A 24,625-nucleotide genomic window follows, 5' to 3' on the forward strand; every position below is an offset into this window, starting at 1 on the left:
CTGACCCCAGGGCGGCTCCACAAGTGCCGTCCGCCATCTGCCGTACGCCGCCGCGCCCGGGGGCTCAGGCGCGCCGGGCGCCCACGAGCCGGAAGGCGGCGAACAGGGCGAGGCCGGCCAGGACCAGGACCAGCGAGCTCTCGACGAGCTGCGTCGGCCAGTAGTGCGAGGCGGGGTGGAACTCCGTGTACCAGCCGGTGACGTCCATGTCCGCCGGGCAGACGCGCAGGTTCTGGGTCCGCTCGAAGCAGGCGTACTCGGGCAGGCGCTCACCGGTGGAGGTGAGCAGCCCCGTGTCCGTCATCAGGGCGGAGGCCGGCATCACGTCGATGATGTTCCCCTTCAGCGGCACCGTGCGGGTCTCCACGGGGAGGAACGACCATCGCAGCGCTCCGACGCCCAGCAGCACCAAGCCGGCGAGCACCCCGGTGAGGGCCATGGAGACCAGCGTCCGCCGGACCAGCTGGCCGACGGTCACGCCGAGGGCCACGCCGAGCAGGCAGTAAGCGGCGAGCACCGGGCCGGCGGCCACGTACGTCCCGGGGTCCGCCCAGAAGAGCTGGTAGGTGCCGGGCACCTTCACCCAGCCGAGGCGGTAGACCCCGGCGACTGCGGCGGATCCGAGCACCGACACCACTGCCGCCACCAGGACCTTCGAGCCGAGCCAGGCCCTCGGGGTGGTCGACTGGGTGAGGGCGAGCCGCCAGGTGCCGCTCTCCAGCTCGCGGGCCGTCATCGGGCCGGCCACGAAGGCCCCCACCAGCGAAGGCAGGAACAACAGGCCCGTACCTGCGTACTCCATGAGGAAGTACAGCAGCTCGTAGCCGTGGTTCGACAACGGTGTGCCCAGCCGGCCGGAGGGCAGGCCCGCGCCCCAGTAGCGCAGGGCGACCACGGCGACGAGAGCGACGGCCACGACGGCGGGCAGCACCCACAGCGCGTGCCTGTGCTGGCGGGCGGCGACCCAGTACGGGCCCTTCAGCATCGTGCCGCTCACGCCCGCACCCCCGTCGAGACGAGGGAGTCCTCGGTGGTGAGGGAGGGGGCATCGGGGGAACGCAGATGGGCGAGCAGGATTTCCTCCAGGGTCGGGTGCTCCGTCTGCCAGACCCCGCTGTCGACGGGCCCCCGCAGGCGGACGAGGGCGGTGAGTCCGCGGCCGGTCGTACGGGACTCGACGACGGTGTGGGCGGCGAGCTGGGCGGAGGCGGCGGCGGGGCCGCTGAGCAGCCGGTGGGCCTCGCCGATCGCGTCGATGGGGCCGCTGAGGCGGATCCGGCCGCGGTCGACGAGCAGGAGGTGGTCGCAGGCGCCCTCCAGCTCGGTGAGGATGTGCGAGGACATCACCAGGGAGGTGCCGTTGTCGGCGGCGTCGGCCATCAGGGTGCCCATGAGCTCGCGCCGGGCGAGCGGGTCGAGGTCGGCCATCGGCTCGTCGAGGAGCAGCAGGCCGGGGCGCTTGCCGAGGGCCAGGGCCAGGGCGACGCGGGTGCGCTGGCCGCCGGAGAGGGCACGGACCTTGGTGCGCGGGTCGAGCTCCCCGGCCGCGACGATCCGCTCCGCCGTCGTCGCGGCCCAGCGCCCCGGGTTGAGCTCGCGACCCATCCGCAGGGTCTCGCCGACCGTGAACTGCGGGTAGAGGGGCTTGTTCTGGCCGACGTACGCGAGCGTCTCGCGGGGCACGGTGCGCAGGGTGCCCTCCGTGGGGAGCACGAGGCCGGCGGCGAGGCCTAACAGGGAGGATTTCCCGGCGCCGTTGGGCCCGACGAGCGCGCACACCCGGCCTGCGGGAAGGCGGAACGAACAGTCGCGCAGCGCCCAGCCTCCCCGGCGCCCGTGGCGCAGCCCGAGGCCCTCGGCCTCGATCACGGTTTCTGTCATGCTTCGCCGTCCCCCTTGAAGTGTTGTTCCAGTACGGATGTGAAGAGCGCGGCCACGTCGTCGCGCTCCAAGCCGGCGTCCTGGGCCCGCCGGGCCCAGTCGGCGAGTTCGGCGTGCAGCGGAGACTCCGCCGGGGCGCTGCCCAGGGATTTCCGGATGAAGGTGCCCAGCCCCCGCTTCGCCTCGACGAGACCTTCGCGTTCCAGTTCGCGGTAGGCCTTGAGGACGGTGTTCGGGTTGATCGCGGTGGCCTCCACGACCTCCCGCGCCGTCGGCAGCTTGTCGCCCGGCTCCAGCAGGCCCAGGCGCAGGGCCTGCTTGGTCTGCTGGACGATCTGCACGTACGTGGCGATGCCGCTGCGCCGGTCGATGCGGTACTCCAGCACGCCTGCACCACCCTTTCACTAGTTAAGTAGTGAAAGGGTGGTGCAGGCGTGGGCCCGCTGTCAACTCATTCTGGAATCAGGGGGGATTCAGGGAGTCCAGGGGGATTCAGGAAGGATGACGTACGGGGCGCGCAGGGACATGCGTACCGGATCCGGCACGCTCGTCCTACGGTTCGTCCTTCGGCTCGTCCCTCAGCCACAGCGGGTGCTCCCGCTGCGCCCAGGGGCGCTCGACGGACCCGGTACGCATGCCCCTGCGCGCCTCCGGGTCGGCGAGCGCCATCCTGATGTGCCCGGCCAGCACCACCCCGATGGCCAGGGCCAGCCAGTCGTGCACGAAGGTGGCACTGGTACGCCAGATCAGCGGTGCCAGGTGGGTGAACCACATCAGCAGACCGGTCGCCAGCATCACCAGGACGGCCCCTGCGATCCACGACGCGTAGATCTTCTGTCCGGCGTTGAACTTCCCCGCGGGCCGGGAACCGCGCCGGCGGTCGCGGCGCCGCACGGCGCGCAGCCACTTCCTGTCGTGCGGTCCGAAACGGTTCAGCCTGCGCAGATCGGCCCGGAAGGCGGGCGAGGCGAGTCCGGCCAGGAACGGCGCGGGCAGCAGGATCCCGGCCCACTCGTGGACCGTCACCACCAGAGCCCTGCGGCCGACCAGTTCGGCGAGCTGCGGTACGTACAGCGCGGCCGCGGTCGCCACGCACAGCAGGGTCAGTGCGGCGGTCGTGCGGTGGACCCAGCGCTCGGCACGCGTGAACCTGGCGACCCGTCGGGCCGGTTCAGACGGTGGGGGTGTCACTGCGCCCGTTGGACCCGCCGACCCAGGCGTCGACGTCATAGCCCCGCTCCTCCCAGTAGCCGGGTCGCACCTCGGACGTGACGGTGATCCCGGAGAGCCATTTCGCCGACTTGTAGAAGTACATCGGCGCGACGTAGAGCCGGACCGGGCCGCCGTGCGAGTGGCTGACCGGCTCGTCCTGCATCTGCAGACAGACCAGCACGTCGTCGCGCCGGGCCTGCTGGAGCGTGAGGCTCTCGCTGTACGCGCCGTCGAAGCAGGTGAAGCGGATCGCCTTGGCCTCGGGACGGACACCGGCGGCGTCCAGCAGCAGGGACAGGGAGACGCCGGAGAAGGGGGTCTCGGGGACCCGCCAGCCGGTGACGCACTGCACGTCCCTCACGACACGGTTCTGCGGCAGCGCGCGCAGGGCGTCGAGGGTGTACGTCGCGGGGCGCTCGACCAGACCGTCCACGGTGAGCCGGTAGTTCTGCTCGTTCTTCCGCGGTACGGAGGTGGCCACGGAGTAGTAGCGGAAGCCACCGCCGTTGGGCAGCAGCCCGGTGAGCCCGGTCGGGTCCTTGTCCGAGGCGGCCCCGAGGAAGGACTCGATGCCGCGCTGCACGTACGGTGCGGCAACGAGGCCCCCGGCGCCGAGCCCGAGCATGCCGAGCACGAGCCGGCGACCGACGGGGGTGCCCTCGAAGTCGGGGTGGTCTGTCGTCACCCCTCGATTCCAGCACCCCGGGATGCCGGACACCAGGCAGACCGGGGCGACGTCAGACTTCCGTCACAGATCAGGGGCGGGCTGCCGGCAGGCGTCCTCCCGGCAGGCGCCCTACCGGGCCGGTCGGGTTTCGGGCAGGATGACCCGGCGCACCGGAGGTCACCCGCGGCGGTGGCCCCCGCCCGGTCCCGACCGTGATCCGGAGGTCCCAGTGGCTTGGCACGACGACCAGGCGCGGCGTGACGAGCTGTACCGCGACCCCTATCCGCTCTACGACCGTGCGCGCCGGACCGAGGGGCTGATGTACGTCCCCGAGTTCGACGCGTGGCTGGTGGCGCGCGACCAGGACGTACGGGAGGTGCTGCTGCGCGCGGAGGACTTCTCCTCGGCCAACGCCCTGCTGCCGGACGTACCGCTCTCGGAGGCGGCGCTCGGCGTCCTGCCGCGGGGGTTCGGCCCCCGGCCCACCGTCGTGTCCAGCGACGGCGCGGCCCACCGCCGGCACCGGGCCCCGCTGAACCGCGGGCTGTCCGCCGCCCGGGTGGCAGCGCTGCTGCCGTACGCCCGGACATGCGCGGAGGGGCTGGTCGACGGGTTCGCGGCGGACGGGTCCGCGGAACTGGTGGAGGCGTACGCCCGGCGGTTGCCCGGGATGGTGGTCGGACGGCTGATCGGGCTGGACCCCGCCGACGTGCCCGCGGCCGTGCACGGCGGCTACCGGGCCGAGGAACTGCTGTTCCGCCCGCTGTCGCCGCAGGGGCAGGCGGCCGCCGCCGAGGACGTGGTCGCGCTCCAGCACCTGCTGGACGGGTACGTCCGCGAGCGGCGCGAGCGCCCCCGGGACGACATGTGCTCGACCATGGTGGCCGCCCTGGCCCCCGGTGACGGCGAGCTCACCCTCGAACAGCGCCACGAGCTGGTGACGAGCCTGCAGAACCTGCTGATCGCCGGATTCCTCACCACGAGCGCCCTCATCGGCACCATGCTGCTGCACCTGCTCGGCGACCGGCGGCAGTGGCGGACGCTCCGCGCCGATCCGTCCCTGATCCCGGCGGCGGTGGAGGAGGCCGTCCGCCACGACACCGCCATCCAGGCCTTCCGGCGGACCACCACCCGGCCGGTGACGCTGGCCGGGACGAAGCTGCCGGCGGCGGCCACCGTGCTGGTGGCCTACGGCTCGGCCAACCGCGATGAGCGACGGTACGAGCGAGCCGGGGAGTTCGACATCACCCGGCCCGGGAACCGGCAGCACCTCGCCTTCGGGTACGGAACCCACGGCTGCCCCGGTTCCCAACTGGCCCGCGATCAGCTCCGTCTGACCCTCGACCTGTTCATCCGCCGCATGCCGGAGCTGCGACTGGACCGGGACCGCCCACAGCCGCGGATGAGGCCCACGCTGATCCACCGCTCACCGCAGGCCCTGTACGTCACCTGGTGACGCGGCGGCCGTCCACGCGTCCGAGCTGCGCGGGGCGCGGGGCGCGGGTGTGGCGACGGACCCCGGCCCCGCTGGTTGCGGGTTGTCGCCGGAGTGTGGCGGGCCCGTGGCAGGGTCCGCGCGCACCTGGTCGGGGCATCCCTCCCTGCCTGGCATCCCCGGCCCCCGCTCCTGGTGTGCGCCTCCGGTGCCCCAACCGTGAGCACACCCCGCCCCGTCGAAACCGGCACCGGCGGGGCAACCCCACAGGGGCTCACGACGTCCTCCCGTACAGGACGCGCCGCCCGAGAGACGGTGCGTGTACCGCTGAGAGGACCACGTGATGAGTGAGAAGGCCCGGCGCCTGTTCGACGCCCTCGACCTCGACCAGGACGGCACGCTGACCCGCGCCGAGGTCATCGGCGCCCTGCGCTCCAAGGGCCCGACCCTCGCGGCGCAGGGAGCCATCCCCGTCTGGGGCGTCGGGGACACCGACGACTCCTCGGCGCTCTTCGACGCGGCCGACCAGAACGGCGACCGCGTGCTGACGTTCGAGGAGTTCGCGGCCGTGGTCGACCGGCGCTTCGGCTGGTAGCGGCGGAACGGCGGCGGCGCCGCCGGCCTGAGCCGTCAACTCCCGGATCCGGTCCGACGGTCCGGGGCGGGGCCGGTCCGGGCATTGGGTACGCTCTCGGTTGACTTCGGGGCGCCGGCAGGTGCTGGATCGCCGCAATCAGAGATGGGTCCCCATGGGCAGCGCACCTTCCGCCGACTTCTTCCAGCCGCTCAAGGCGGACGACCCGGCCGTCGTGGGCGGCTACCGCCTGGCGGCCGTGCTGGGCTCGGGCGGCATGGGCAAGGTCTACCTCTCCTACACGCCGGGCGGCCGGCCCATCGCCATCAAGGTGATCCGGCCCGAGTTCAGCGAGGACCCCGAGTTCCGGCGGCGCTTCCAGCAGGAGGTGCGGGCCGCGGAGCGGGTCCAGGGGCTCTACACCGCACCGGTCATCGACTCGGACACCGAAGGCGCCCAGCCCTGGCTGGCCACGGCCTACGTGCCGGGCCCTTCGCTCGCCCACGCCGTGGCCCGGCACGGCGCGCTGCCGGTGCGCAGCGTGCTGCTGCTGACCGTCGGGGTCGCCGAGGCACTGCACGTCATCCACGGTGCGGGGATCGTCCACCGGGATCTGAAGCCCGCCAATGTACTGCTCGCCTCCGACGGGCCGCGCGTCATCGACTTCGGCATCGCCCGGGCCGCCGACTCCACCGCCCTGACGAGCACCGGCGTCAGCGTCGGCACCCCGGCGTTCATGGCGCCCGAACAGGCCTCGGCCGGGACGGTCACCCCGGCCACCGACGTCTTCGCCCTGGGTCAGATCGCGGCCTTCACCGCGATCGGGGCGTCCGTCTTCGGCGACGGGCCCTCGCACGCGGTGCTCTACCGGATCGTGCACGAGGACCCCGACCTCAGCGCCCTGCCCGAGCAGCTGCGACCGGTGGTGACCCGCTGCCTCAGCCGCGATCCGGCCGACCGGCCGGCCCTGAGCGAGATCATCGAGCTGTGCAACGCGGCCTCGGAGGCCCCGCTGCGGCAGGGCGAGGACTGGCTGCCGCGGGCCGTCGCCGGTTCCATCACCGAGCGGCTCCGGCTGCCCGCCCCGGCGCCGACTCCGGCTCCGGCGCCGATTCCGACCGAGGTCTCGCCGCAGCCCCCGGCCCAGGCACCGGTTCCGGCTGCGCCCGGGTACACGCCGACCGGGGTGGCCGCCGCCGCGCCGACGCAGACGGCTCCGGTTCACGGGGCTCCGGGTGCCGTGCCGCCGGGTTACCGGACGCCGCCCCCGTACGCGCAGCCTTCGTACCCGCAGCCCTCGTACGCCCCGGGACACGGCACGCCCCCGCCGTTCCACACCCAGCCCTTCGTTCCCGGTCCGTCCGGTCCGCCGCGCCCGAAGCGGACGGGACTGATCGTCATCGGGGCGGTCGCGGCGGCGGTCGTCGGGCTGGTCGTCCTCGGGTCAATGCTGCCCGACGGCTCCGGCAAGGGCGGCGGCGACAAGGCGTCGGGCGCCTCGCAGCAGCGGCCCGACCCGCAGCCGGTCTCGTACCAGGGCATCGAGGTGCCCCAGAACCACCAGTTGATGTTCGCCGACAACCCGCCGCGCCCGGCCGAGGAGCCGACCGGCGCCGGGGTGCTCTACGGGCACGCGGACCTCTTCTACTACCGGGACACCCTGTTCGGGGACGAGAAGTTCGGTACCGCGAACGGCAAGCTCGTCGTGCTGAACAACTCCGAGAAGGGCTCTCTGGAGACCTGCCGGGCGGTAACCCGCTTCACCGAGAAGGTCGGCCTCGACCAGCTCACGGACGGTTCGCAGGTCTGCGTCCTGAGCAAGGCCGGCCACATCACGCTGGCGACCTTCCGCGGCGGGTCGGGCGGGAAGGGTGAGACCAGGTTCATCACCGTCGACCTGACGGTCTGGCGCAATGCCGAGGCCGCCGCGAAGAACTAGGCGGACGTGTCGCCGGGGCGTCCACTGCCGGGTCGCGTAAGGGCGCCGCGCACAACGGGCCGCCGCATCGGAGAAGATGGCTCTTCGAAGATCGGCGAGGAGGGCGGCAGGAACTCTGCCGTCCCTGTCCGACGGGGAGGATGGCAACCGTGCGGGAAATAGCGCGTCACGAGGTCGGCGAGGAGCGGACGAGTCGGGCCCTGGAGGACATCGGCGGGCGGGTCTTCGGCCGCTGGCACGGGCTGCGCTACAACAGCCTGTCCATCAAGGGAATTCAGGAGACGGGCGACGAGCTCCTGGACCACGTCGGCGCCCTCACCCTCCAGGATCCGCGGCTGGAGGGCGCGCCGGGCCGGCTGGCACTGCGTACGGCGGCGGAGTGCGCGCTCGGTGTTCTGACGCTCGGAACGTGCCCCGGCGGGGACTACGAGGTCTTCTTCCCCCTCATCGACGAGGAACTCAACAGCGAGGACTTCGCCTTCGGTGACGCGGTCGACCAAGCGCCCACGGCGCGGGTCTGGGTGGACGCCTTCGCACTGAGCGTGCTCACCGGACTCGTCTGGGAACAGGCCCGGGTGATCGGCCCCCTGCTGAAGGAGGACTACGCCCCCATGTTCCACTCGGGGCTGCCGCACTCGCCCCTGAGCTCGGTCTCCGACCCGGCCGAGCTCGCCGAGATGGAGGCGCTCTGCGCTTACCTCCACCTGGTGGAGACGGCCCGCTCACCCTGGGTCGCGTCCGGGGTCCCGCCCCTGCGCAAGCCCGATGCGGAGGAGCGCGCCGCTGCCGCCGCGCGGCTCGACGAGGCGGGCACACCGACCGCGGACCAGCGGCTGCTGCGCGTACTCCTCGACGACGACCAGCCCGCGTTCGAGAAGGCCCTGACCAGCCGCCTCCTGGAACATCGAGACGGCGCCGGTCCGGACGCCGCGCCGAGGACGCTGCTGCCGGTCACGGCCGTCGCCCTGGCAGCACTCGCCGTACAGGCACACGGCTGGGAGCTGAACGTGCGTTCCGGTTACCTGCCGGCGGGCCTGCTGCGCGCCTCGGGCCAGTAGGGGCGCAGGAGCAGCCCGTACGCCTCCGGGCCCGTGCGGCCGAGCGTCCTCGACTCCCGGCTGCCACGGCGGCCGGGAGTACGGCGAGCGCCTTGGCGTTGGAGGCATCGGGTCCGGCCACCGCGCGCAGCACGGCGGAGTCCGCGGCGGGATCTCCCGGACGTACCGGCGGCCGGGCTCCAGGACCGCGTAGCGGTCCGTCCCATCAGCGGTGGAGCAGCCGCGGCACGGGACGATCGTTTCACCGCGGCGCGGGACGGCGGCGGAGGGTGCCGGCACCCTGGCCGACGGGAGGCTGATCATCACTTAAGATTCAAGGCGGCCGTTGGGCTGCGGCTCGTCGCCCTGCGCGGCGGCTGCGGAACGGCCGGGCCGACCGGTCGAGGAGAGCAGCCTGATCCAGGGCCCTGGTCCGGACGGCGACCACATGACGCTGATCATGAAGATCCCGGGGAATCGCGTGACCGCCGGCGTGCGTCTCAGTGGTGTGGGGCGCACAGCCCACCCGCCCACGAACAGAAGACCCCCAGGGAGAAGTGAGGTATGCCAGTGATCTGCGTCGGAGGCATGATCGGCATCGGCAAGACGAGTGTGGCCGAGCTGCTCGCCAAGGAGCTGGGCAGCGACGTCTTCTACGAGAGCGTGGACGACAATCCGATCCTTCCGCTCTTCTACACGGCGAGCCCCGAAGAGATCCAGGCGAAGCGCTACCCCTTCCTGCTGCAGCTCTACTTCCTCCAGACGCGGTTCGCCTCGATCAAGGAGGCGTACAAGCAGGGGGACAACGTCCTCGACCGGTCCATCTACGAGGACTGGTACTTCGCCAAGGTCAACCACGACCTTGGCCGGATCAGCTCCCTCGAGATGCAGGTGTACGAGGGGCTGCTGGGCGAGATGATGCGCGAGATCGACGGCCTGCCGTACCGCAAGGCACCCGATCTCATGGTCTACCTCAAGGCCGACTTCGAGACGGTGCTGCACCGTATCGGGCTGCGCGGCCGCGGTTTCGAGCAGGACGAGAGCCTCGTCGAGTACTACCGCACGCTGTGGTCCGGCTACGACGACTGGGTGCACAAGCACTACTCGGCCAGCGAGGTCCTCGTCATCGACATGAACCACACGGATGTGGTGAACAACCCCGAGGACGCGGCCCGCGTGGTGCAGGAAGTCAAGGACACCCTGGCGGCGGTCGCGCACCGGCGCTGAGCTCGCGCTTCACGGTCCGCCGTCGCGCGGAGCCCGTACGTGATCGGGCTCTCCCCGCTCCGCCGCGCATCCCCGGGGCCGTGGCGGCCCGACCCTGCCGGGCGGGCCGCTGCGGCCCGCCCAGGCCTTGGCCGGGCGGGGGCCTCGGGGCGAGCGGTTCGTACAAGACCGGTGCCGCCCGGGCGCCGGACACTGCCGCCATGACCCAGTCCAGCGAAACCGACGGCCAGGCCTCCGCCCCTCCCGCCCTCTCCGGGCCCCGGCCCCGCGACACCGGGCACGCTGCCCGAGCGTTCACGCCCGCCGCGGGCCGCTTCGCCCCCACCGGTCTATACGACCCCGTGGCCGCCCTGCTCCGCGAGCGGCTCTGGCGCGGCCTGCTGGCCATGCACGTGGCTCCGCGGCCGGAAGAGGTGATCGTCGACGTCGGCTGCGGCACCGGCTCTCAGGCCCTGCTCCTGCACCGCATCGAACCCGCCGCCCACATCATCGGCATCGACCCGGACCCCCGCGTCCTGGCCGTCGCCCGCCGCAAGGCCCGGGCCGCGGGCGCACCCATCGACTGGCGCCGGGGCATGGGCGACGAACTGGCGGACGGACTCGGGGCGGGCAGCGCGGACACCGCCGTCTCCAGCCTCGTCCTCCACCAGTGCCCCCTCCCGATGAAACGGGCGGTCCTGGCCGCCCTGCACACGGTGCTGCGGCCCGGCGGCCGGCTGGTCCTGGCCGACTACGGTCTCCAGCGCACCCGTCTGATGCGCACCGCGTTCCGCGTCGTCCAGCTCGCCGACGGCCGGGCCGACACGCAGCCCAACGCCGACGGCATCCTGCCCGCCCTCATCACCGGGGCCGGATTCGACCGGGTGCGCGAGGCCGAGGTCGTCTCAACCGTCACCGGGTCCATTTCGGTGTACGTCGCCCGCCGCGCCGACGGCTGACGCCGACGGCACCTGCATCACCCGCAGTACGGCCGCCGGAGTCATCCCGATCATCTCCCGCATCCGGCGGGTGAGGTGGGCCTGGTCGGCGAAGCCTCCGGCGGCCGCGGCCTCGGCCGGGCTGCGCCCCTCCCCCAGGGCCTCAACGCTGCGGCGCAGCTTCAGCCAGATACGCCGCCGCGCCAGCGGCATGCCCAGCTGCTGGCGGGCCAGGGCCCGCAGCCGCTGCGGCGACAGACCCACGCGGGCCGCGACCAGGTCCATGGGGACCGGCTCCGCCGGCCCCTCCGGCCCGTCCCGCCCCTCCAGCAGGGCCGCTGCGGCGAGCAGCCGCGGGTCCAACCCCTCCGAGGGCAGCGCCGCCGCCCGACCGAGCTCGGCCTCGTCCAGCCGGCACAGCTCAGGCACCGCCACGATCCCCGAACCGGGACCACACCGCCCGCGCAACCGGTCGGCCAGGGCCGAATGCGGCTCCACGAAGACGGTGAGCAGATCCCCCGCCGACAGCATCCGGTGCGCGGTCATGGGCGGGACGAGCAACGCCGCTCCCCGCACGACCCTGCCGTCCGGCCCGGCGAGCGCCGCCCCGCCCCGGGGTGCCAGGACGAGCTGGAAGGCGGCGTGCCGATGGACGGACCCTCCGGGCGACACCCCCCGGTACCACGCGTACCCCTCCCCCACCCCGAACCCCGGCCCCAACTCCCGCCCCACGCCAGGCACCTGACCTTCCCCCCGTCCCCCGACCCGTGCGCCCAGACTGCCAGAGTCCTCCAAGTCCTTGCCGAGGCGGTCGAACTCGTCGACGATGCTTCCAAGCCACGGCCTTCCGGATCCCACCGGGCCCGGCCGGGGCAGGGGAGAACAGGGGAAACAGTGACAACGAACAGCAATCCGAAGAAGCGCCCGATGGCCGCGAAGGCACTCATCCCGCTCTTCGTACTCGCCGGGCTGCTCTTGGGCCCCGCGGCAACCGCCTCGGCGGCCGCTCCGGCGGCCCGGCAGGCTCCCGCCGCCGCCGCGGCGCTACCGCAGAGCGGTCTCCGCGCCGGCGCCGGCGTGGCGACCGCGCTCCAGGCACCGATGTCGTCCCCGGTCCGGGCCACCACCGGGAGCAAGAAGGGCAAGAAGAAGAGCAAGAAGAAGAGCGGACTGTTCAAGAAGCTCTTGATCGTCGTGCTCGTCGTCATCCTGCTGCTCGTCGTCCTGTACGTGGTCCGCCGGGCTCTGCGCCGCCGGTCCGCCTAGGCCGTCTCTTTCGGATCTTGTCGGCCGAGCCCGCGGCGTCCGGTGCCGTACATGGCAAGGCGGAGGGGCGCCCGTGTACTGAACGTACTCGGGCGCCCCGACAACGCGGCCAGGTGCGGTGCCGGGCGTCGCGGGCCCGGCAAGATCCGAAAGAGACGGCCTAGCCACCGGCCCTGCCGGTGCGCCCGCCGGGAGTCCGCGTGCGTGGCCCTACGGCAGCGCGAGCGCCCCGTCGATCCGTGCCGGATCGTCGAGGGCGGTGGTCAGCGTCGTCGGACGCGGAACCGGCTCGGACGGGCCGAGTCGGGGCCCGGCGTGTCAGTTGTCGGCAGCGCCGGGCAGCCGACGGAGTTCTACCAGGACCAGCGCGATCTTCACCGCGGTGGAAATCGTCAGGGCCTGGAGGAACGGCATACCCATCAGCCACAGGGCCACCGTCATGACCGTGAGCACCAGGAACGCCGGGAGCAGATTGGTCCGCCTGATCGCGGTCCGCAGGTGTCCGGCTGGGTTCCGATGCTGATCCGGCGTATCGATCGGGCGCGCCTCGACGCCCTCCTCTTTGGCATGCGGCATTGGCTACTGCCCTTTCCTCGTTTCCTCGTTCTCGTCTCCGGGCACGAGCCTCGGGTCCGCCCCGGCGGACTGCCACCGCTGCCATCCGCCCCGCCGCCATCCGACGTACAGGTTCACCTCACCGGCCCAGATCCGCGGCGCCCTGCCCTCCGGCCGATGTGGGCCAAGAAGGCCGGCCGAGGCCTTGGCGAGGAGCCGGTACGAGCCGAGTAGCCTTGGGGATCATGATCGTGAATCAGTGCCGTGCGAGGACGAAGCAGGGCGGACGGTGCCAGATCGAGGCGCGACCGTCGGGTTTGTGCCACACGCATGATCCGGTGGTGCGGTGCCGGGTGCTGAACGCCAAGGGAAAGCCCTGCACGATCGCGACGGGCGGCGGTCCGTGCGACCGGCACAGGGGACAGCAACAGGCCTCTGTCGAAGCGGCCCTGAACCTGATCGCGTTCCACGAGCCGGCCGGAGCCGACCCCCTCTTCGCGGTCGGGGAGCACTCCTCGCCTCCCCGGGCCGCGACCGCCGAAGAGCCGGTCCGGATTCAGCTGTCGCTTGCGTTCGTGGCCCGCACCATCAATCTCGGCTGAGCCCCGCGAACGCCGCGACGCGGCGACGCAGCCCCCTGCGGTGGCCCTTCTGCGGAGCGGCGTAGGGTCGTCGACGAGGTGCTGCCACCGAACGGGGTTCGGGCAGGGGGGAATCGGGCCGACGCGCCCATGCGCGAAATCGGGGGAGACGGACATGGCACGCGAGATGACGGAGCAGCCGGCAGGCGCCCGGGACCGGGCCCGGCACGAACGGCTGTATGCGCTGGGCTGGGCGCTGCTGGGACTGGTACTGCTGGGTCTCTCCACCGTGGCGGGAATCCTGATTCCTCGTCAGATAGCTTATGAGGAAGCGTTCCTGGGAGCTCGGCCGTGCGCCGACACACAGACGGCGCGGGGGACGGAGGACTGCCTTCGCACGATCCGTGCCACCGTCCTCTCCGCTCAGGAGGCCAAGGCCGGCCCCAAGGGGGCGGACGTCTTCCGGGTGCGGCTGCAGGCGCCCGTTCCGGCTCCCGCCGACCGTCCGTTCGACCTCCGTTCGAACGGTGACCTGGCCCATCTCGTCAAGCCCGGCGAAGAGGTGGAGGTCACCACCTGGCGGGACGTCCAGGTCTCCGTACGCCAGGGCGGAGCCGGCGAGACGCTCCCCGGGCTGCCCGACGAGGCCACCATGTACGTCGGGCTCACGCTCGTCCTGGTCTGGGCTACGGCCGTGGCCTTCATCGCCGCGTTCGGCAGCGCCCGCAGGGCCCGCTGCCACGCCGCCGGACGCCCCGTCACACCACGGGTGGGCTTCGGCTGGGCGAAGGCCCTGTCCATGCTGGTCGTCCCCATGGCCGTGTCGTTCCTTTCCCTCAGCATGTGGGACGCATGGACGGCAGCGGGCATGACGGTGGCCGTCTGGGCGCTCATCGCGTTCCCTGCCACGTTCGCCGCGCTGCGCTGGGACCGTGACGGTGAGGCGGGGCCTGCGCCGGCCCGGTGACCGGGGATCACCCCCGCCGCCGGTCGGCCGACGCCCGGCAGGGCCTGGCATGATGACCCGATGCCCAACTCGCCCTCCGCCCTTGAAGATCTGTGGTCGCGCGGGGTCGCGGCCAACACGGGAGCCCCGGCCGGCGTCCTGCTGCGACTGCTGGATCCGGCCGCCGGGGAGGCCCGGCGGATCCTGTGCGCGCAGCGCTCGCTTCCCCAGGAGGTCATGGACGCGGCGGTCGCGCACCCGGACGCCAAGGTGCGCCGGTCCTTCGCCCGCAACCCCCACGTCCCGGCGGCCCAGCGTGCCCGTCTGGCCGAGGACCCCCACTGCTTCGTCCGCGCGCAGGTCGCCTCCGGACCCCACCCGCGCCCGCGCCGGCCCCGGCCGCTGCCCGACGAGGCCCTCATCTTCCTGCTGACCGCCGAGGAAGGCGGCGACTCCAAGCTGCTCACGGCCAACGAGATCGCGCAAGAGCTCGTGTTCTCGTACCAGATTCCCGCTTCCTTCCGGCGCAGGATGCAACGGCACGCACACCCAGCACTGCGGATCTTCGCGGCGCAGCCGTGGTCCTGGCTCACTCCCGAGCATCGAAGGGCGCTGCTGGCCGATCCCCACCCGGATGTCCGGGCGTCCGCCGAGCGCAGTGCGCGGACGGCGGACCCCGCGGCCATGGAGGCGGAACTTCCGGAACATGCCTGCCACCACCGGTGGATGATCCTCAACAACTACGCGCTGTCCGATGCCGTCGTCGAGGCGTGCCTGGCCGATCCGGAGTGCCGGTGGTCCCTCGCCGGCAACCCGTACACCCCCCGCCACGCCTTCGCCCGGCTCGCCCGTGACGTGGACCCCAAGGTCCGTGAACGCGTCGCCGGCCGGGCCGACCTCGATCCCGCGCTGTGGGCGGCGCTCGCCGAGGACCCGGACGAGCGGGTGCGCACCCGGGCCCGGGTACAGCCGCTCCCCCGCACCCGGGCACAGTGCCAGGCCGTCGACCACGAGATGGGCCGGTGCGCGTACGACTGCGACTGCTACGTCCTGGAACCGTGCGAGGATCCGGATCCGGACTGGTACCGAGCGTGCGCGGTGTCCGAGGAGGTGCTGCTGCGCCGGGCGGCCGCCAGATACGCCGGGCTGCCCGCCGACCTCGTGCTACGGCTGGCGGAGGACCCCGACGAGGAAGTGCGTCACCGGCTGGCCTCCTGGCACCCGCTGGCTCCGGCCGCGATCGTCCTCGCGGCCTTCGTCGCCCGCCCCGCGCAACGCCCCCACCTGCTCATGCAGTCCCGGTTGCCGCGGACCGGCCTGGCCCATCTGCTCGGGCACGAGGACCCGGAGGTCCGGGCGCTGGCGGCCGCCGACCCGACCGGGCGGGCCCCCGTGGAACTGCTGACGGATCCGGACGAGCACGTCCGCCGGGCGGCGGCCGCCAACCCGCTCTTCTCCCGGGACACCCTGGAGACATTGCTCCGGGACCCGGCGACGGCCGAAGGCGCGGCGGCCAACCCCGGGCTGCCGGCCGTACGGCTGCACGCGTTGCTGGACTCCGCACACCTGCCGCGCTGACCGGCACGGGAACGGCGTCGGCCGTCAGGAGGGCGCCGGCCCGTCGCCACGCGCGCCGAGGGCCGCGACGGCGGCGACCATCCGGTCCCAGAACGGGCCGGCATCCAGGGTCATGGCCACGCGCGCGTTGTCCGGGCGGCCCGTGGAGTGGTGCAGGTCCACCACGGTGGCGCCGCGCGTGTACCGGCCGTGCAACTCCACTGCGACTTGGGCGTCCATGCAGTGCACCAGCCCGGGATCGATGACCCGGGCCACCGCCACGGGGTCGTGGAGCGGTGGACTGGAGAACCCCCACAGCTCGCGGTAAGTGGACCCGAAGAACGTCAACAGGTCTGCGCAGATCCGCCCGAGGGGCGTACCCAGGGCTGCGAAGCGGGCCACCACCTCGGGCGTGGCCAGTGCCTGGTGCGTGACGTTGAGCCCGCACATGGTGACCGGTACCCCCGAGCGGAAGACGATGTCGGCGGCCTCCGGGTCGGTGAGGATGTTGAACTCGGCGGCCGGGGTCCGGTTGCCCCGCTCCGTCGAACCGCCCATCAGGACGATCTCGCGGATGCGGGAGGCGTCCTCGGGATACCGCATCAGCAGCAGGGCGATGTTGGTCAGCGGCGCGGTCGGGACGAGGGTGACGGGTTCGGGATGCTCGGCCAGCAGCCGGTGGATGAGGTCCACGGCGTGCTCGGGGACCACGTCCACCGTGGGAGCCGGGAACATCGGCCCGTCCAGTCCGGTGACGCCGTGCACGTCGGCGGCCACGCCGAGCGGCTGGACGAGCGGCCGGTCGCAACCGGCCGCAATGGGGACGTCCGTGATCCCGGCGACCGTGCAGACCCGCCGGGCGTTGAGCGTGGTCTTGTCGAGGGTCTGGTTGCCCGCGACCGTGGTGACGGCCAGCAGGTCCACCGCCGGGTCCCCGGCGGCGAGCATGATGGCGAGGGCGTCGTCATGTCCGGGATCGCAGTCGATGATGATCGGGACGGGCACGTCACTCCTGGCGCTGCGGGGCGTGGAACTCCAGTGTGCCGCCGGGCCGGTGCCCTGACCACACCGCCTCGCCCGGACCTCGCCGTTCGTTCGGCGACGCGGGACCGCTGCGGCGAAGCCACAGGAGGGATCCCGCCAGCAGTGCGGCGCCTCCCAGCAGCCAGGGCACCGGGCCTGGCCGGAGGGCCCCGGCGACCAGTCCGGTGAGTGCTCCCACCAGTTGCAGGGCGAGGGACTGGACGGACAGCGCGGTGGCCCGGCCCGCACTGGTGACGCGGCGGTGCAGGATGTCGTTCTGGTTCGGTCCGGCGGCGCCGAGTCCGAGGTAGACCAGGCCGTAGCCGGCGGCCGCGAGCGCCAGGGCGCCCGCGCCGGCGGCTGCCGCGGTGGGGGCGAGCAGAAGCAGCCCGCTCGCGCCGGCGCCGAGGCTCACCACGACCGCACGCTCGCCACTGCCCGCCAGCCGGGCGGTCAGCGGCGCGAGCCGGCTGCCGAGACCGGAGCAGATGAATCCGGCGCAGGCCAGTCCGGCGAAGAGCACCGCCCCGGACTCCGACCCGCCGGTGACGGCCGCAGCACGTCCCGGCACGAGCAGTTCGATCACGACCAGCGCGCTGCCGGCCGCACCCGCGCTGAGGAAGACCCGGCGGACCAGCGTGTCCCGACCGCCCAGGCGCAGCCCGCCCACGACGGTGGCCGGGACGCCTCGGAGTACGTCACGCAGGGCAGCCGCCGGTCGGGGCGGCTCGGGCAGAGCGGTCACGACGTACAGCACGAAGGCGATCTCGACCGCGACGCCCAGCAACAGCGGCACGGAAAGGGGCAGTACCAGCCCGGACGAGGCTTCGCTCAGCCGGGCGCCGAGGTCGGGGCCGGCTCCGAGCAGCCAGGGAAGGGCGCCGCCGAGCAGGGTTCCCGCGGCGAGCGCGGCGGAGGTCGCGGAGGAGCCGCCGGCCAGGCCGGGGCGCAGATCGGCGTCGGGCCCGGAGTCCGCGTGGACGGTGTCGACGTACCAGGCTTCGGCCGGCCCGCTGGACAGGGCACGGCCCGCACCCATGAGCACCATGCCCAGGGCGAGCAGCCAGGGGGCGGAGCCCAGGCCCACGAGGGTCAGGGCGGTCAGGTTCAGCAGGCCGGCGGCCACCAGGACGGTGCGGCGTCCCAGGACGTCGGCCAGTCCTCCGGTGGGCAGTTCCAGTGCTGCGGCCGTCAGCGAGTGCGCGGCGAACAGGCCCGAGACCGTCGCCGTGGTCATGCCGCGCTCGGTGAGCAGCAGGATGAGGGGGGCGAGGCTGAGGCCCAGCGGCAGCCAGAAGAGCACGCAGACCGTGATGTAGCGGCGGCGTGCGGCGGGTATGTCCAGCGGCCCGGTCACGACGCGCTCCCGGTATCGGTCGGAGTGGGGGTGGTCGTCGCCGACGGGCCGGAGGCGTCCGGCTCGGCGCCGGGGCCGCGTGGTGCGCGGGGCAGCCCCGCCGTGAGGAGTACGACCTGCGCCGCGCGGGGGTCCCCCGCATCGCGGGCGGTCAGTTCCTCGAGCTTCCGGGAGAACGCCTCCCAGAGTTCGGTGAGCGATTCGGGTGTCAGACGGGGCATCAGGTCGCTGATCCCGGCAGTCCCCACCCACTCCCGCGGCAGCCGTCCGTCGGCGATGTCGGCCTCGTGCCGGACGAGAGAAGCCTCCAGGTGCTCGATCTGGGCCCTGCGGGACAGACTGAGCAGGGCGCGGCTGCCCGGTGAGGATTCCATCGACTCGTTGCTCCAGGCGGTCACGGAGTGCACCGCCTGCCAGCGTCGCTCCCGGCCGTCCCGGTGCTCTGCCTCGGCGACGAACGCGTACTTCGCCAGGACGCGCAGGTGATAGCTGGTGGAGGCGGACGACTCCCCGGTCCTGACCCCGAGTTCGCTCGCGGTGGCCGGGCCGTCCTGCCGCAGCAGCCCGAGCAGCCGGATGCGCAGCGGGTGGGTGAGGGCCTTCAGTGCTGCGGCGTCCCGCTCAGGATCGAGTACGCGTCTCTGCTCTTCACTGACCATGCAGGGAGGCTAGGGCCCCCGAAAGTCTGCAAAAGTATTTTTGCAGAACTTCTTTGGGAGAATGGCCGATTGGGGCCGCCCTTCCGGCTGGGAGGTGGCGGCCCGCCCCCGGGAGCTACTTGCCGATGATGTTGCCGGTCCACTGACCGGCGGCACGCTGCATCAGGGCCTCGTTGCTCAGGATCTGGGTCCCGGGTACGGACGCCATGCCGATGTCACCGGTCGGCGCCGTGCCGTTGTGGGAGCCTACGGTGTTGTCGTGGCCGGCGTTGAAGACGTCGTCACCGGCCACCTGGGTCAGGTCGCCGAAGACGATCGAGTACGTGTTGCCGACCGGTGCGTGGATGGTGAAGGCGTCGTCGGCACAGGCGGCGGACGCGCCCGCCAGGAGGATGCCACCGGCGGCGAGAGCGGTCAGGGCGGAGCGGATCGATCGCACGAGTACTGCCTTTCGTGGAGGGGTGGTCGAGCAGTGCGAAGGTAGGCCGCGCCGCGCGGCGAGACCCCGTACCGGCCGCCGTACGGCCCGAGTCCATCCGTACGGCGCAGCCGCCAGGAGGTGATGCGCCGGGAGTCATTCGGCCCCGAGGGCCGTCCGGAGGTCATAGAGGTACGAGCGGTCGTTCTTGAAGCTGCGCCAGACGGTGGCCGGGGGTTCGGGTCCGTCGGCGCGGCCGCCGAGGGGATGGGCGGTGACGAGGCCGTCGGAGATCTCGCAATGCCAGCCGTCGGTCGGCGACCAGACACACCACACGTTGCCGTCGGTCCGGCGGAAGGCGGGGCGACCGTGGCGTTCGCCGGCCCGCTCGAAGTGGTGGCTGAGCCCGTCGGTGTGGCGCACGAAGGTGAAGGACGAGAGTGGCGACATGGCTTCCTCACCTCTCATCGCGCGTCACCACCTCCTGCCTTGACGGCAACGGCGGCGGCCCGTGGGTCGCCCTCGCCGGTCGTCCGCGCCCCGTCGCCGCTGCCCGGGTTGCGTCGCGCCGATACGACGAGGAAGGCGACGGCGCCGAGGAAGACCACGACGGAGGTCAAGCCGTTCAGGCGCAGGCCGAGGATCGTGTGGGACTCGTCGATGCGCAGGTACTCGGTCCAGAACCGGCCGACCGTGTAGGCGGCGACGTACAGGGCGAAGGTCCTGCCGTTGCCGAGCGCGAACCGGCTCGCCGCCCAGAGGACCAGCACGGCGACGCCGCCGTCCCAGAGGGACTCGTAGAGGAAGGTGGGGTGGTACGTCGCGATGTCGAGCATGTCGGACGGACGGTGCGCGCGGTCGATCTCCAGGCCCCAGGGGAGCGTGGTGGGGCGGCCGTAGAGTTCCTGGTTGAACCAGTTGCCCCAGCGGCCGATCGCCTGCGCCAGGGCTATGCCGGGGGCGACCGCGTCCGCGTATTCGGGAAACGGTATGCGGTGGCGTCGGCAGCCGATCCACGCGCCGACCGCGCCCAGGGCGATGGCGCCCCAGATGCCGAGCCCGCCCTGCCACACGTACAGGGCGCGGATGGGCTCGCCGTGTTCGCCGAAGTACGCGTCGGGGCTGGTGATCACGTGGTAGATCCGTCCACCGACCAAGCCGAACGGCACCGCCCAGATGGTGACGTCCGCGATGACGCCCGGGGCCCCGCCCCGCGCGACCCAGCGGCGGTTGCCGAGCCGGACGGCTACGAACACGCCCAGGATGATGCAGAAGGCGTACGCCCTTAACGGGACCGGGCCGAGGTGGAGGACCCCGGTCGAGGGACTGGGAAGGTAGGCGACGTCCATGGCGACTCCGTGCAGGTCTCGGTCGGGCGAACGGATGAGAATCCGATCTTAATGAGGGGCGCGGCGGCATGATCATCGCCGCACGGCACCGCTCGGCACGGCACCGCCTTGGACCTGGTACCGGAGCGTGGGACGTGGTTCCCTCGACCTGCACCGCATCGGGCGGTGTTGCTGCAACAAGAACTGGCTGGTGGCGCGATGAGTGAGGTCCTTCTTCCGTGAACGGTACGGATGCCCGCGGGCGCGGCCTGCCCAAGGCACTCATCGCCGCGGCGGGCGCTCTGGTACTCGCTCTCGCCTGCGGTCTGCTGTACGGGGCCGCCTGGCTGCTGATCGGCGCCGACGGGCAGTGCGACGAGCCGAAGGGCGTCGAACGACTGGCACGGATATCGGCCGTGGCCGTTCCGCCGGCGCCGGCAGGGGCGAACCCCGTGCCGGGCGCGAGCGGCGCCGAGTGCACGGACGACAGCGGGCCCGAAGTGTGGCTGAGCGCGGCCACGTACTACACGTACGACGGCGGTCCCCGCGCGGTGATCGACCACTACTGGGACGCGGCTGCGGCCGCGGGCTGGAAGGCCGCCGGGCCACGGCCGAAGGTCACTCCCGGCTTCCTCCTCAAGGACATGTGCTTCCGCAAGGAAGTGGACGGGAAACCGACGCTGCTCGTGGTCGCGTACTCGGCGCGGAACGAGTACTCCGTGTCCGTGAACGCCGTCCTCGACGGATCCCGTCCGGACTGCTGAACGTGCGGCCGGCAGGACCGGGCCCTGCGGGGGGTTCAGTACAGCAGGATGCGGGTCACGATCACCCGTGGTGGGAGCGCGTCCTTGGCGATCACGTACTCGATGATGCCCAGCGCCCCGTCCTCACCGAGCGGCAGGAGTCGGCACTCCGGCCAGTGTTCCGCCGCTGTGCTTCCCGCGACGAGTCCTCGGGTCTCGCCGATCTCCACCATCGCGGCCACGATCGGGCCCATCGCCCAGGGCGGCAGCGTCGGGTCGATCATGAAGGCGGTGACGTCCTCGGACAGCACGCACGGCAAGCCCTCGGAGCCGTCGCCGAAGGCCTCACTCAACGGGCAGTCCCGCCGCCCGTCGCCGGTCGAGCATGTCCTGGACGGCGATCGTCGGCATCGTTCCCGCGAGTGCGTCCTCGACCCGGCGCCGCCGGCCCGCATCGGATTCGAGCGTCGCGCGGCCCCACCAGCGCAGCAGTACGCCCTTCGCCTCTTCCGGCTGGGCGGCCAGGAGTTCGGCGTAGAACTCCTTCGCGGCCTCCGGCGTCAGCGCGTCGGCGATGCCCCTCGCGTTGCGCGGAACTCGCTCCGGCTCGTGCCGGCGAATCGGCTGTGCGGTCATCGCCCGCCCCTTTCCTTCTGCTCAGAGTCTGCCCTGCCGAGGCCCTCACGGTCGACCGCCCGGTCGGCATCGCCGCCGTGACCCGGGGTTCCCCGGGCCCCCGGTGCGCCGACCAGGCGTCGCGGCTCGGACGTTCGTCCACAGAGACAGGTGCGGAGGTCGAGTCCGGCGTACGGTCGACCGACCGGCCGGGCCTCACCTGGCGGGGCCGGTCCTCCTCGACGTCCGACCCGAACGGGAGCCCGCCGATGCGCCTCTACGCACAGACTCCAGCACGTCGGAACCGCCAGATCCTCGCGGACCTGATCGCCGTGGTCCTGATGGCCGCGGCCGTGCGGTTCGCCCTGGCCGTCCACAGAGCCATCATGTTGCTGGCCGAGCCGGGGCGGCGGGTCGAGAGCTCGGGGGACAGCCTCGCCACCGAGCTCGGCAACGCCGGTGACGCGGCCTCGAACGTGCCGTTCGTAGGCGATCTCCTGAAGAAGCCGCTGCAGTCCGCGGCCGACGCCAGTACCGGGATCGCCGACGCCGGGCAGTCGCTCCAGGACGCCGTGAGCCAGGTAGCGACCCTGACCACACTGGCTCTGATCGTGGTCCCGGTGGCCGTCGTACTGCTGCTGTGGCTCCCCGCGCGCCTGCGCTGGATCCGGCGCAGCGTCATCATGCGGCGCCTCCTCGACGCACCCGGCGGCGCCGACCTGCTCGCCCTGCGCGCCCTCACCGGCCGGCTGGGTGACCTGGCAGCGCTCCCCGCGCCTCCGGGCGGTCTCGCTGACGCGTGGCGGCGCGGGGACCGGCACGTCATCGCCGGCCTCTCCGAGATCGCACTCAGGCGGGCCGGCTTGCGGCCCTGACGGGCGAAGAAGCCGAGCGCGGGCGGAAGCTCGCGTCGTCAGGGGGCGCGTACGCGGTTGTCGACGGACCGGCGCTAGGTCCTGTCGTCAAAGTGGCGTCGGTAAGGCCCGCGGCGTCCGGTGCCATGGGGCCTCCCCAGGCCCGCCAGGGCCGAGGGGAAGCATCGCAAGGCGGAGGGGCGCCCGTGTACTGGACGTACTCGGGCGCCCCGACAACGCGGCGAGGTGCGGTGCCGGGCGTCGCGGGCCAGATGCCACTTTGACGACAGGGCCTGGGCGGGGACGGCATGCTCCGTGCCCCGCCGTGGCTTCCGCGGCCCGTACGGGCTCCGGTCGCTCAGCCCACGCGTTCGATGCGCGCCCGCCGGATCAGGTTCTTGCCCGGCTCCCGCACCGTCTCGAACGCGGCGTTGTTCAGCAGGGCACAGCTACCCGAGGGACCGTTGACCGTCACGGTGGTCGCCTTGCCGTTGTCCAGATTCGTCACCTTCAGCTTCGTCCCCACCGGGAACGTCCCACTGGACGCCGCCGGCGCACCGCCCTCACCCGACAACGTCACGGTCGACCCCTGGCATACGACCTCACCGGTCGCCGGGGGCACCTGCGCACCCGCCGCAGGAGCTGCCGGTGCCGCAGGAGCCGCAGGAGCTGCCGCGGCACCGCCGCCACCGTCCACCCGCTCGATGCGCGCCTTCCGGATCAGGTTCTTGCCCGGCTCCCGCACCGTCTCGAACGCCGCATTGTTCAGCAGCACGCAACTACCCGACGGACCGTTCACCGTCACGGTCGTCGCCTTGCCGTTGTCCAGATTCGTCACCTTCAGCTTCGTCCCCACCGGGAACGTCCCACTGGACGCCGCCGGCGCACCACCCTCACCCGACAACGTCACCGTCGACCCGGGACACACCACCTCACCGGTCGCCGGCGGCACCTGTGCACCCGCCCCACCCGCCGCACCGGACGCGCTCGCCGCAGGAGCCGCAGGAGCCGCCGCGGCACCGCCGCCACCGTCCACCCGCTCGATGCGCGCCTTCCGGATCAGGTTCTTGCCCGGCTCCCGCACCGTCTCGAACGCCGCATTGTTCAGCAGCACGCAACTACCCGACGGACCGTTCACCGTCACGGTCGTCGCCTTGCCGTTGTCCAGATTCGTCACCTTCAGCTTCGTCCCCACCGGGAACGTCCCACTGGACGCCGCCGGCGCACCACCCTCACCCGACAACGTCACCGTCGACCCCTGGCATACGACGTCGGGGACGGCGGCATTGCCGATCGCCACGGTGGCGGCGACCCCGCCGATCACCAAGGCTCCCGCGACGGCAGAGAACACGAACTTCTTCTTGAGACTCATGGTCCGTTTCCTGGACACGTGACACTCCTCGATCCGATGGACGTTGCCCCCCTGACGTCCTGCATACGGTGGACTTCGCAGGCGAGTTCAGACCTGTTGCCTTTTTACGAAACAGGCCCTGAGGAGGTTTGGAGCGCTGTGCGGCGGCCCACCACGGAGCTCATGAATCACGGGACTACGCTCAAAGATGCAGGTCACGGCTCCAATGCCGACGGGGTTCGACGGGGGTGCGGCACTCGTACCGCAGGTCTCGATCGACGCGGGGCGAGGAGTCCCAAGGCACCTTTAAGGTTCAGTTGATCTCCCCTTAACCCTTCCCGAGCACTGGGATTCCGACGTCCTGCCGTCGTTCGTGCGCGGTACGGAATCACACCCCGCGAACGCGACACCTACGGCTGAGGGGCGTCCCGATGCCCGATGCCCGATGCCCGATGCCCGATGCGAGCAGCACACCGCGCCGCC

The 24,625-nt window shown here is 72.4% G+C and carries 27 protein-coding genes and 3 pseudogenes; 12 read left to right on the forward strand and 18 right to left on the reverse strand.

Annotation, left to right across the window (positions count from 1 at the left end; genetic code table 11):
* Positions 1-64 precede the first annotated feature (64 nt).
* From JYK04_RS04615 to JYK04_RS04635, 5 genes are all read right to left on the reverse strand, one after another.
* Positions 65-997: an ABC transporter permease gene (locus JYK04_RS04615; RefSeq protein WP_189746803.1), complete on the reverse strand. Its 933-nt coding sequence runs from the start codon at positions 995-997 to the stop codon at positions 65-67.
* Positions 994-1,881 carry an ATP-binding cassette domain-containing protein gene (locus JYK04_RS04620; RefSeq protein ID WP_189746801.1) on the reverse strand — a complete coding sequence of 296 codons (888 nt, stop codon included), beginning with the start codon at positions 1,879-1,881 and terminating at the stop codon, positions 994-996. Before JYK04_RS04620 ends, JYK04_RS04615 begins: the two co-directional genes overlap by 4 nt.
* On the reverse strand, positions 1,878-2,267 hold the full coding sequence (locus tag JYK04_RS04625) for a GntR family transcriptional regulator (protein ID WP_189746799.1): 390 nt from the start codon (positions 2,265-2,267) through the stop codon (positions 1,878-1,880). The genes JYK04_RS04620 and JYK04_RS04625 overlap by 4 nt, the downstream gene beginning before the upstream one ends.
* A gap of 166 nt (positions 2,268-2,433) precedes the next feature.
* Entirely contained in the window at positions 2,434-3,111 is a 678-nt protein-coding gene (locus JYK04_RS04630; RefSeq protein ID WP_189746797.1) for a cytochrome b/b6 domain-containing protein, read from the reverse strand.
* The gene (locus JYK04_RS04635; RefSeq protein ID WP_189746910.1) at positions 3,053-3,718 is read right to left on the reverse strand and encodes a molybdopterin-dependent oxidoreductase; all 666 of its coding nucleotides are present in this window, start codon (positions 3,716-3,718) and stop codon (positions 3,053-3,055) included. The genes JYK04_RS04630 and JYK04_RS04635 overlap by 59 nt, the downstream gene beginning before the upstream one ends.
* Positions 3,719-3,989: 271 nt before the next feature.
* Between JYK04_RS04635 and JYK04_RS04640 the strand changes: the two genes are divergently transcribed.
* The 6 genes from JYK04_RS04640 (at position 3,990) to JYK04_RS04665 (ending at position 10,910) form a co-directional block, all read left to right on the forward strand.
* On the forward strand, positions 3,990-5,216 hold the full coding sequence (locus JYK04_RS04640; protein WP_229876849.1) for a cytochrome P450: 1,227 nt from the start codon (positions 3,990-3,992) through the stop codon (positions 5,214-5,216).
* Positions 5,217-5,538: 322 nt separating this feature from the next.
* Entirely contained in the window at positions 5,539-5,790 is a 252-nt protein-coding gene (locus JYK04_RS04645) for an EF-hand domain-containing protein (protein WP_189746794.1), read from the forward strand.
* A 154-nt stretch (positions 5,791-5,944) separates the two neighbouring features.
* A complete protein-coding gene (locus JYK04_RS04650) occupies positions 5,945-7,708 on the forward strand; it encodes a protein kinase domain-containing protein (protein ID WP_189746792.1) in 1,764 nt (587 codons plus the stop codon).
* Between the two features lie 140 nt (positions 7,709-7,848).
* Positions 7,849-8,766, forward strand: coding sequence for an Imm49 family immunity protein (locus JYK04_RS04655; RefSeq protein ID WP_229876848.1), 918 nt, complete (start codon positions 7,849-7,851; stop codon positions 8,764-8,766).
* Positions 8,767-9,309: 543 nt separating this feature from the next.
* Positions 9,310-9,972 carry a deoxynucleoside kinase gene (locus JYK04_RS04660; protein ID WP_189746788.1) on the forward strand — a complete coding sequence of 221 codons (663 nt, stop codon included), beginning with the start codon at positions 9,310-9,312 and terminating at the stop codon, positions 9,970-9,972.
* Between the two features lie 200 nt (positions 9,973-10,172).
* The gene (locus JYK04_RS04665) at positions 10,173-10,910 is read left to right on the forward strand and encodes a class I SAM-dependent methyltransferase (protein WP_189746786.1); all 738 of its coding nucleotides are present in this window, start codon (positions 10,173-10,175) and stop codon (positions 10,908-10,910) included.
* On the opposite strand, the gene JYK04_RS04670 is transcribed toward JYK04_RS04665, so the two are convergent.
* Positions 10,857-11,621, reverse strand: a complete 765-nt coding sequence (locus JYK04_RS04670) for a helix-turn-helix domain-containing protein (RefSeq protein ID WP_202186031.1) — start codon at positions 11,619-11,621, stop codon at positions 10,857-10,859. The two genes, JYK04_RS04665 and JYK04_RS04670, sit on opposite strands and share 54 nt — an antisense overlap.
* 195 nt (positions 11,622-11,816) lie before the next feature.
* On the opposite strand from JYK04_RS04670, the gene JYK04_RS04675 reads away from it, so the two are divergent.
* A complete protein-coding gene (locus tag JYK04_RS04675) occupies positions 11,817-12,155 on the forward strand; it encodes a hypothetical protein (protein ID WP_189746784.1) in 339 nt (112 codons plus the stop codon).
* Positions 12,156-12,473: 318 nt separating this feature from the next.
* Here JYK04_RS04675 and JYK04_RS04680 read toward each other — a convergent pair whose 3' ends face one another.
* Entirely contained in the window at positions 12,474-12,731 is a 258-nt protein-coding gene (locus tag JYK04_RS04680) for a hypothetical protein (RefSeq protein ID WP_189746782.1), read from the reverse strand.
* Positions 12,732-12,955: 224 nt separating this feature from the next.
* Between JYK04_RS04680 and JYK04_RS04685 the strand changes: the two genes are divergently transcribed.
* The 3 genes from JYK04_RS04685 to JYK04_RS04695 all read left to right on the forward strand — a co-directional run bounded on the left by JYK04_RS04685 (position 12,956) and on the right by JYK04_RS04695 (position 15,815).
* Positions 12,956-13,312: a DUF5763 domain-containing protein gene (locus JYK04_RS04685; protein ID WP_189746780.1), complete on the forward strand. Its 357-nt coding sequence runs from the start codon at positions 12,956-12,958 to the stop codon at positions 13,310-13,312.
* Positions 13,313-13,466: 154 nt separating this feature from the next.
* Positions 13,467-14,258, forward strand: coding sequence for a hypothetical protein (locus tag JYK04_RS04690; protein WP_189746778.1), 792 nt, complete (start codon positions 13,467-13,469; stop codon positions 14,256-14,258).
* Between the two features lie 60 nt (positions 14,259-14,318).
* Positions 14,319-15,815 carry a hypothetical protein gene (locus JYK04_RS04695; protein WP_189746776.1) on the forward strand — a complete coding sequence of 499 codons (1,497 nt, stop codon included), beginning with the start codon at positions 14,319-14,321 and terminating at the stop codon, positions 15,813-15,815.
* A 24-nt stretch (positions 15,816-15,839) separates the two neighbouring features.
* On the opposite strand, the gene JYK04_RS04700 is transcribed toward JYK04_RS04695, so the two are convergent.
* From JYK04_RS04700 to lgt, 6 genes are all read right to left on the reverse strand, one after another.
* A complete protein-coding gene (locus tag JYK04_RS04700) occupies positions 15,840-16,799 on the reverse strand; it encodes a nucleoside hydrolase (protein WP_189746774.1) in 960 nt (319 codons plus the stop codon).
* Between the two features lies 1 nt (position 16,800).
* The gene (locus JYK04_RS04705) at positions 16,801-18,174 is read right to left on the reverse strand and encodes an MFS transporter (RefSeq protein ID WP_229876847.1); all 1,374 of its coding nucleotides are present in this window, start codon (positions 18,172-18,174) and stop codon (positions 16,801-16,803) included.
* On the reverse strand, positions 18,171-18,833 hold the full coding sequence (locus tag JYK04_RS04710; protein WP_189746772.1) for a helix-turn-helix domain-containing protein: 663 nt from the start codon (positions 18,831-18,833) through the stop codon (positions 18,171-18,173). Before JYK04_RS04710 ends, JYK04_RS04705 begins: the two co-directional genes overlap by 4 nt.
* Positions 18,834-18,948: 115 nt before the next feature.
* Positions 18,949-19,272 carry a hypothetical protein gene (locus tag JYK04_RS04715; RefSeq protein ID WP_189746770.1) on the reverse strand — a complete coding sequence of 108 codons (324 nt, stop codon included), beginning with the start codon at positions 19,270-19,272 and terminating at the stop codon, positions 18,949-18,951.
* Positions 19,273-19,407: 135 nt separating this feature from the next.
* Positions 19,408-19,701 carry a hypothetical protein gene (locus JYK04_RS04720; protein WP_189746768.1) on the reverse strand — a complete coding sequence of 98 codons (294 nt, stop codon included), beginning with the start codon at positions 19,699-19,701 and terminating at the stop codon, positions 19,408-19,410.
* Positions 19,702-19,715: 14 nt separating this feature from the next.
* Positions 19,716-20,600, reverse strand: a complete 885-nt coding sequence (gene lgt, locus JYK04_RS04725; protein ID WP_189746766.1) for a prolipoprotein diacylglyceryl transferase — start codon at positions 20,598-20,600, stop codon at positions 19,716-19,718.
* 218 nt (positions 20,601-20,818) lie between these two features.
* Between lgt and JYK04_RS04730 the strand changes: the two genes are divergently transcribed.
* A complete protein-coding gene (locus tag JYK04_RS04730; RefSeq protein WP_189746764.1) occupies positions 20,819-21,343 on the forward strand; it encodes a hypothetical protein in 525 nt (174 codons plus the stop codon).
* A gap of 35 nt (positions 21,344-21,378) precedes the next feature.
* Here JYK04_RS04730 and JYK04_RS04735 read toward each other — a convergent pair whose 3' ends face one another.
* Positions 21,379-21,675 (reverse strand): hypothetical protein, encoded by a 297-nt coding sequence (locus JYK04_RS04735; protein ID WP_189746762.1) that lies wholly within the window; start codon positions 21,673-21,675, stop codon positions 21,379-21,381.
* The gene (locus tag JYK04_RS04740) at positions 21,668-21,958 is read right to left on the reverse strand and encodes a hypothetical protein (RefSeq protein ID WP_189746761.1); all 291 of its coding nucleotides are present in this window, start codon (positions 21,956-21,958) and stop codon (positions 21,668-21,670) included. Before JYK04_RS04740 ends, JYK04_RS04735 begins: the two co-directional genes overlap by 8 nt.
* Before the next feature lie 248 nt (positions 21,959-22,206).
* Between JYK04_RS04740 and JYK04_RS04745 the strand changes: the two genes are divergently transcribed.
* Positions 22,207-22,812 carry a hypothetical protein gene (locus JYK04_RS04745; protein ID WP_189746759.1) on the forward strand — a complete coding sequence of 202 codons (606 nt, stop codon included), beginning with the start codon at positions 22,207-22,209 and terminating at the stop codon, positions 22,810-22,812.
* A gap of 337 nt (positions 22,813-23,149) precedes the next feature.
* Here the strand turns inward: JYK04_RS04745 and JYK04_RS42520 are convergent.
* The 3 pseudogenes from JYK04_RS42520 to JYK04_RS42340 form a co-directional block, all read right to left on the reverse strand.
* Positions 23,150-23,476 (reverse strand): annotated as a pseudogene (locus JYK04_RS42520) (RlpA-like double-psi beta-barrel domain-containing protein); the annotation flags it as partial.
* A gap of 6 nt (positions 23,477-23,482) precedes the next feature.
* Positions 23,483-23,815, reverse strand: a pseudogene (locus JYK04_RS42525) (RlpA-like double-psi beta-barrel domain-containing protein); the annotation flags it as partial.
* A gap of 9 nt (positions 23,816-23,824) precedes the next feature.
* Positions 23,825-24,079 (reverse strand): annotated as a pseudogene (locus tag JYK04_RS42340) (RlpA-like double-psi beta-barrel domain-containing protein); the annotation flags it as partial.
* Positions 24,080-24,625 lie beyond the last annotated feature (546 nt).

The organism is Streptomyces nojiriensis (assembly GCF_017639205.1).
Classification (GTDB): Bacteria; Actinomycetota; Actinomycetes; order Streptomycetales; family Streptomycetaceae; genus Streptomyces; species Streptomyces nojiriensis.

Bases quoted from the DNA above. Each gene is read 5' to 3' on its own strand.
- JYK04_RS04620 (WP_189746801.1), bottom strand. From the start codon at position 1,881: ATGACAGAAACCGTGATCGAGGCCGAGGGCCTCGGGCTGCGCCACGGG.
- JYK04_RS04630 (WP_189746797.1), bottom strand. From the start codon at position 3,111: ATGACGTCGACGCCTGGGTCGGCGGGTCCAACGGGCGCAGTGACACCC.
- JYK04_RS04635 (WP_189746910.1), bottom strand. From the start codon at position 3,718: ATGCTCGGGCTCGGCGCCGGGGGCCTCGTTGCCGCACCGTACGTGCAG.
- JYK04_RS04645 (WP_189746794.1), top strand. From the start codon at position 5,539: ATGAGTGAGAAGGCCCGGCGCCTGTTCGACGCCCTCGACCTCGACCAG.
- JYK04_RS04650 (WP_189746792.1), top strand. From the start codon at position 5,945: ATGGGCAGCGCACCTTCCGCCGACTTCTTCCAGCCGCTCAAGGCGGAC.
- JYK04_RS04655 (WP_229876848.1), top strand. From the start codon at position 7,849: ATGGCAACCGTGCGGGAAATAGCGCGTCACGAGGTCGGCGAGGAGCGG.
- JYK04_RS04660 (WP_189746788.1), top strand. From the start codon at position 9,310: ATGCCAGTGATCTGCGTCGGAGGCATGATCGGCATCGGCAAGACGAGT.
- JYK04_RS04665 (WP_189746786.1), top strand. From the start codon at position 10,173: ATGACCCAGTCCAGCGAAACCGACGGCCAGGCCTCCGCCCCTCCCGCC.
- JYK04_RS04675 (WP_189746784.1), top strand. From the start codon at position 11,817: ATGGCCGCGAAGGCACTCATCCCGCTCTTCGTACTCGCCGGGCTGCTC.
- JYK04_RS04680 (WP_189746782.1), bottom strand. From the start codon at position 12,731: ATGCCGCATGCCAAAGAGGAGGGCGTCGAGGCGCGCCCGATCGATACG.
- JYK04_RS04685 (WP_189746780.1), top strand. From the start codon at position 12,956: ATGATCGTGAATCAGTGCCGTGCGAGGACGAAGCAGGGCGGACGGTGC.
- JYK04_RS04690 (WP_189746778.1), top strand. From the start codon at position 13,467: ATGGCACGCGAGATGACGGAGCAGCCGGCAGGCGCCCGGGACCGGGCC.
- JYK04_RS04695 (WP_189746776.1), top strand. From the start codon at position 14,319: ATGCCCAACTCGCCCTCCGCCCTTGAAGATCTGTGGTCGCGCGGGGTC.
- JYK04_RS04710 (WP_189746772.1), bottom strand. From the start codon at position 18,833: ATGGTCAGTGAAGAGCAGAGACGCGTACTCGATCCTGAGCGGGACGCC.
- JYK04_RS04720 (WP_189746768.1), bottom strand. From the start codon at position 19,701: ATGTCGCCACTCTCGTCCTTCACCTTCGTGCGCCACACCGACGGGCTC.
- lgt (WP_189746766.1), bottom strand. From the start codon at position 20,600: ATGGACGTCGCCTACCTTCCCAGTCCCTCGACCGGGGTCCTCCACCTC.
- JYK04_RS04740 (WP_189746761.1), bottom strand. From the start codon at position 21,958: ATGACCGCACAGCCGATTCGCCGGCACGAGCCGGAGCGAGTTCCGCGC.
- JYK04_RS04745 (WP_189746759.1), top strand. From the start codon at position 22,207: ATGCGCCTCTACGCACAGACTCCAGCACGTCGGAACCGCCAGATCCTC.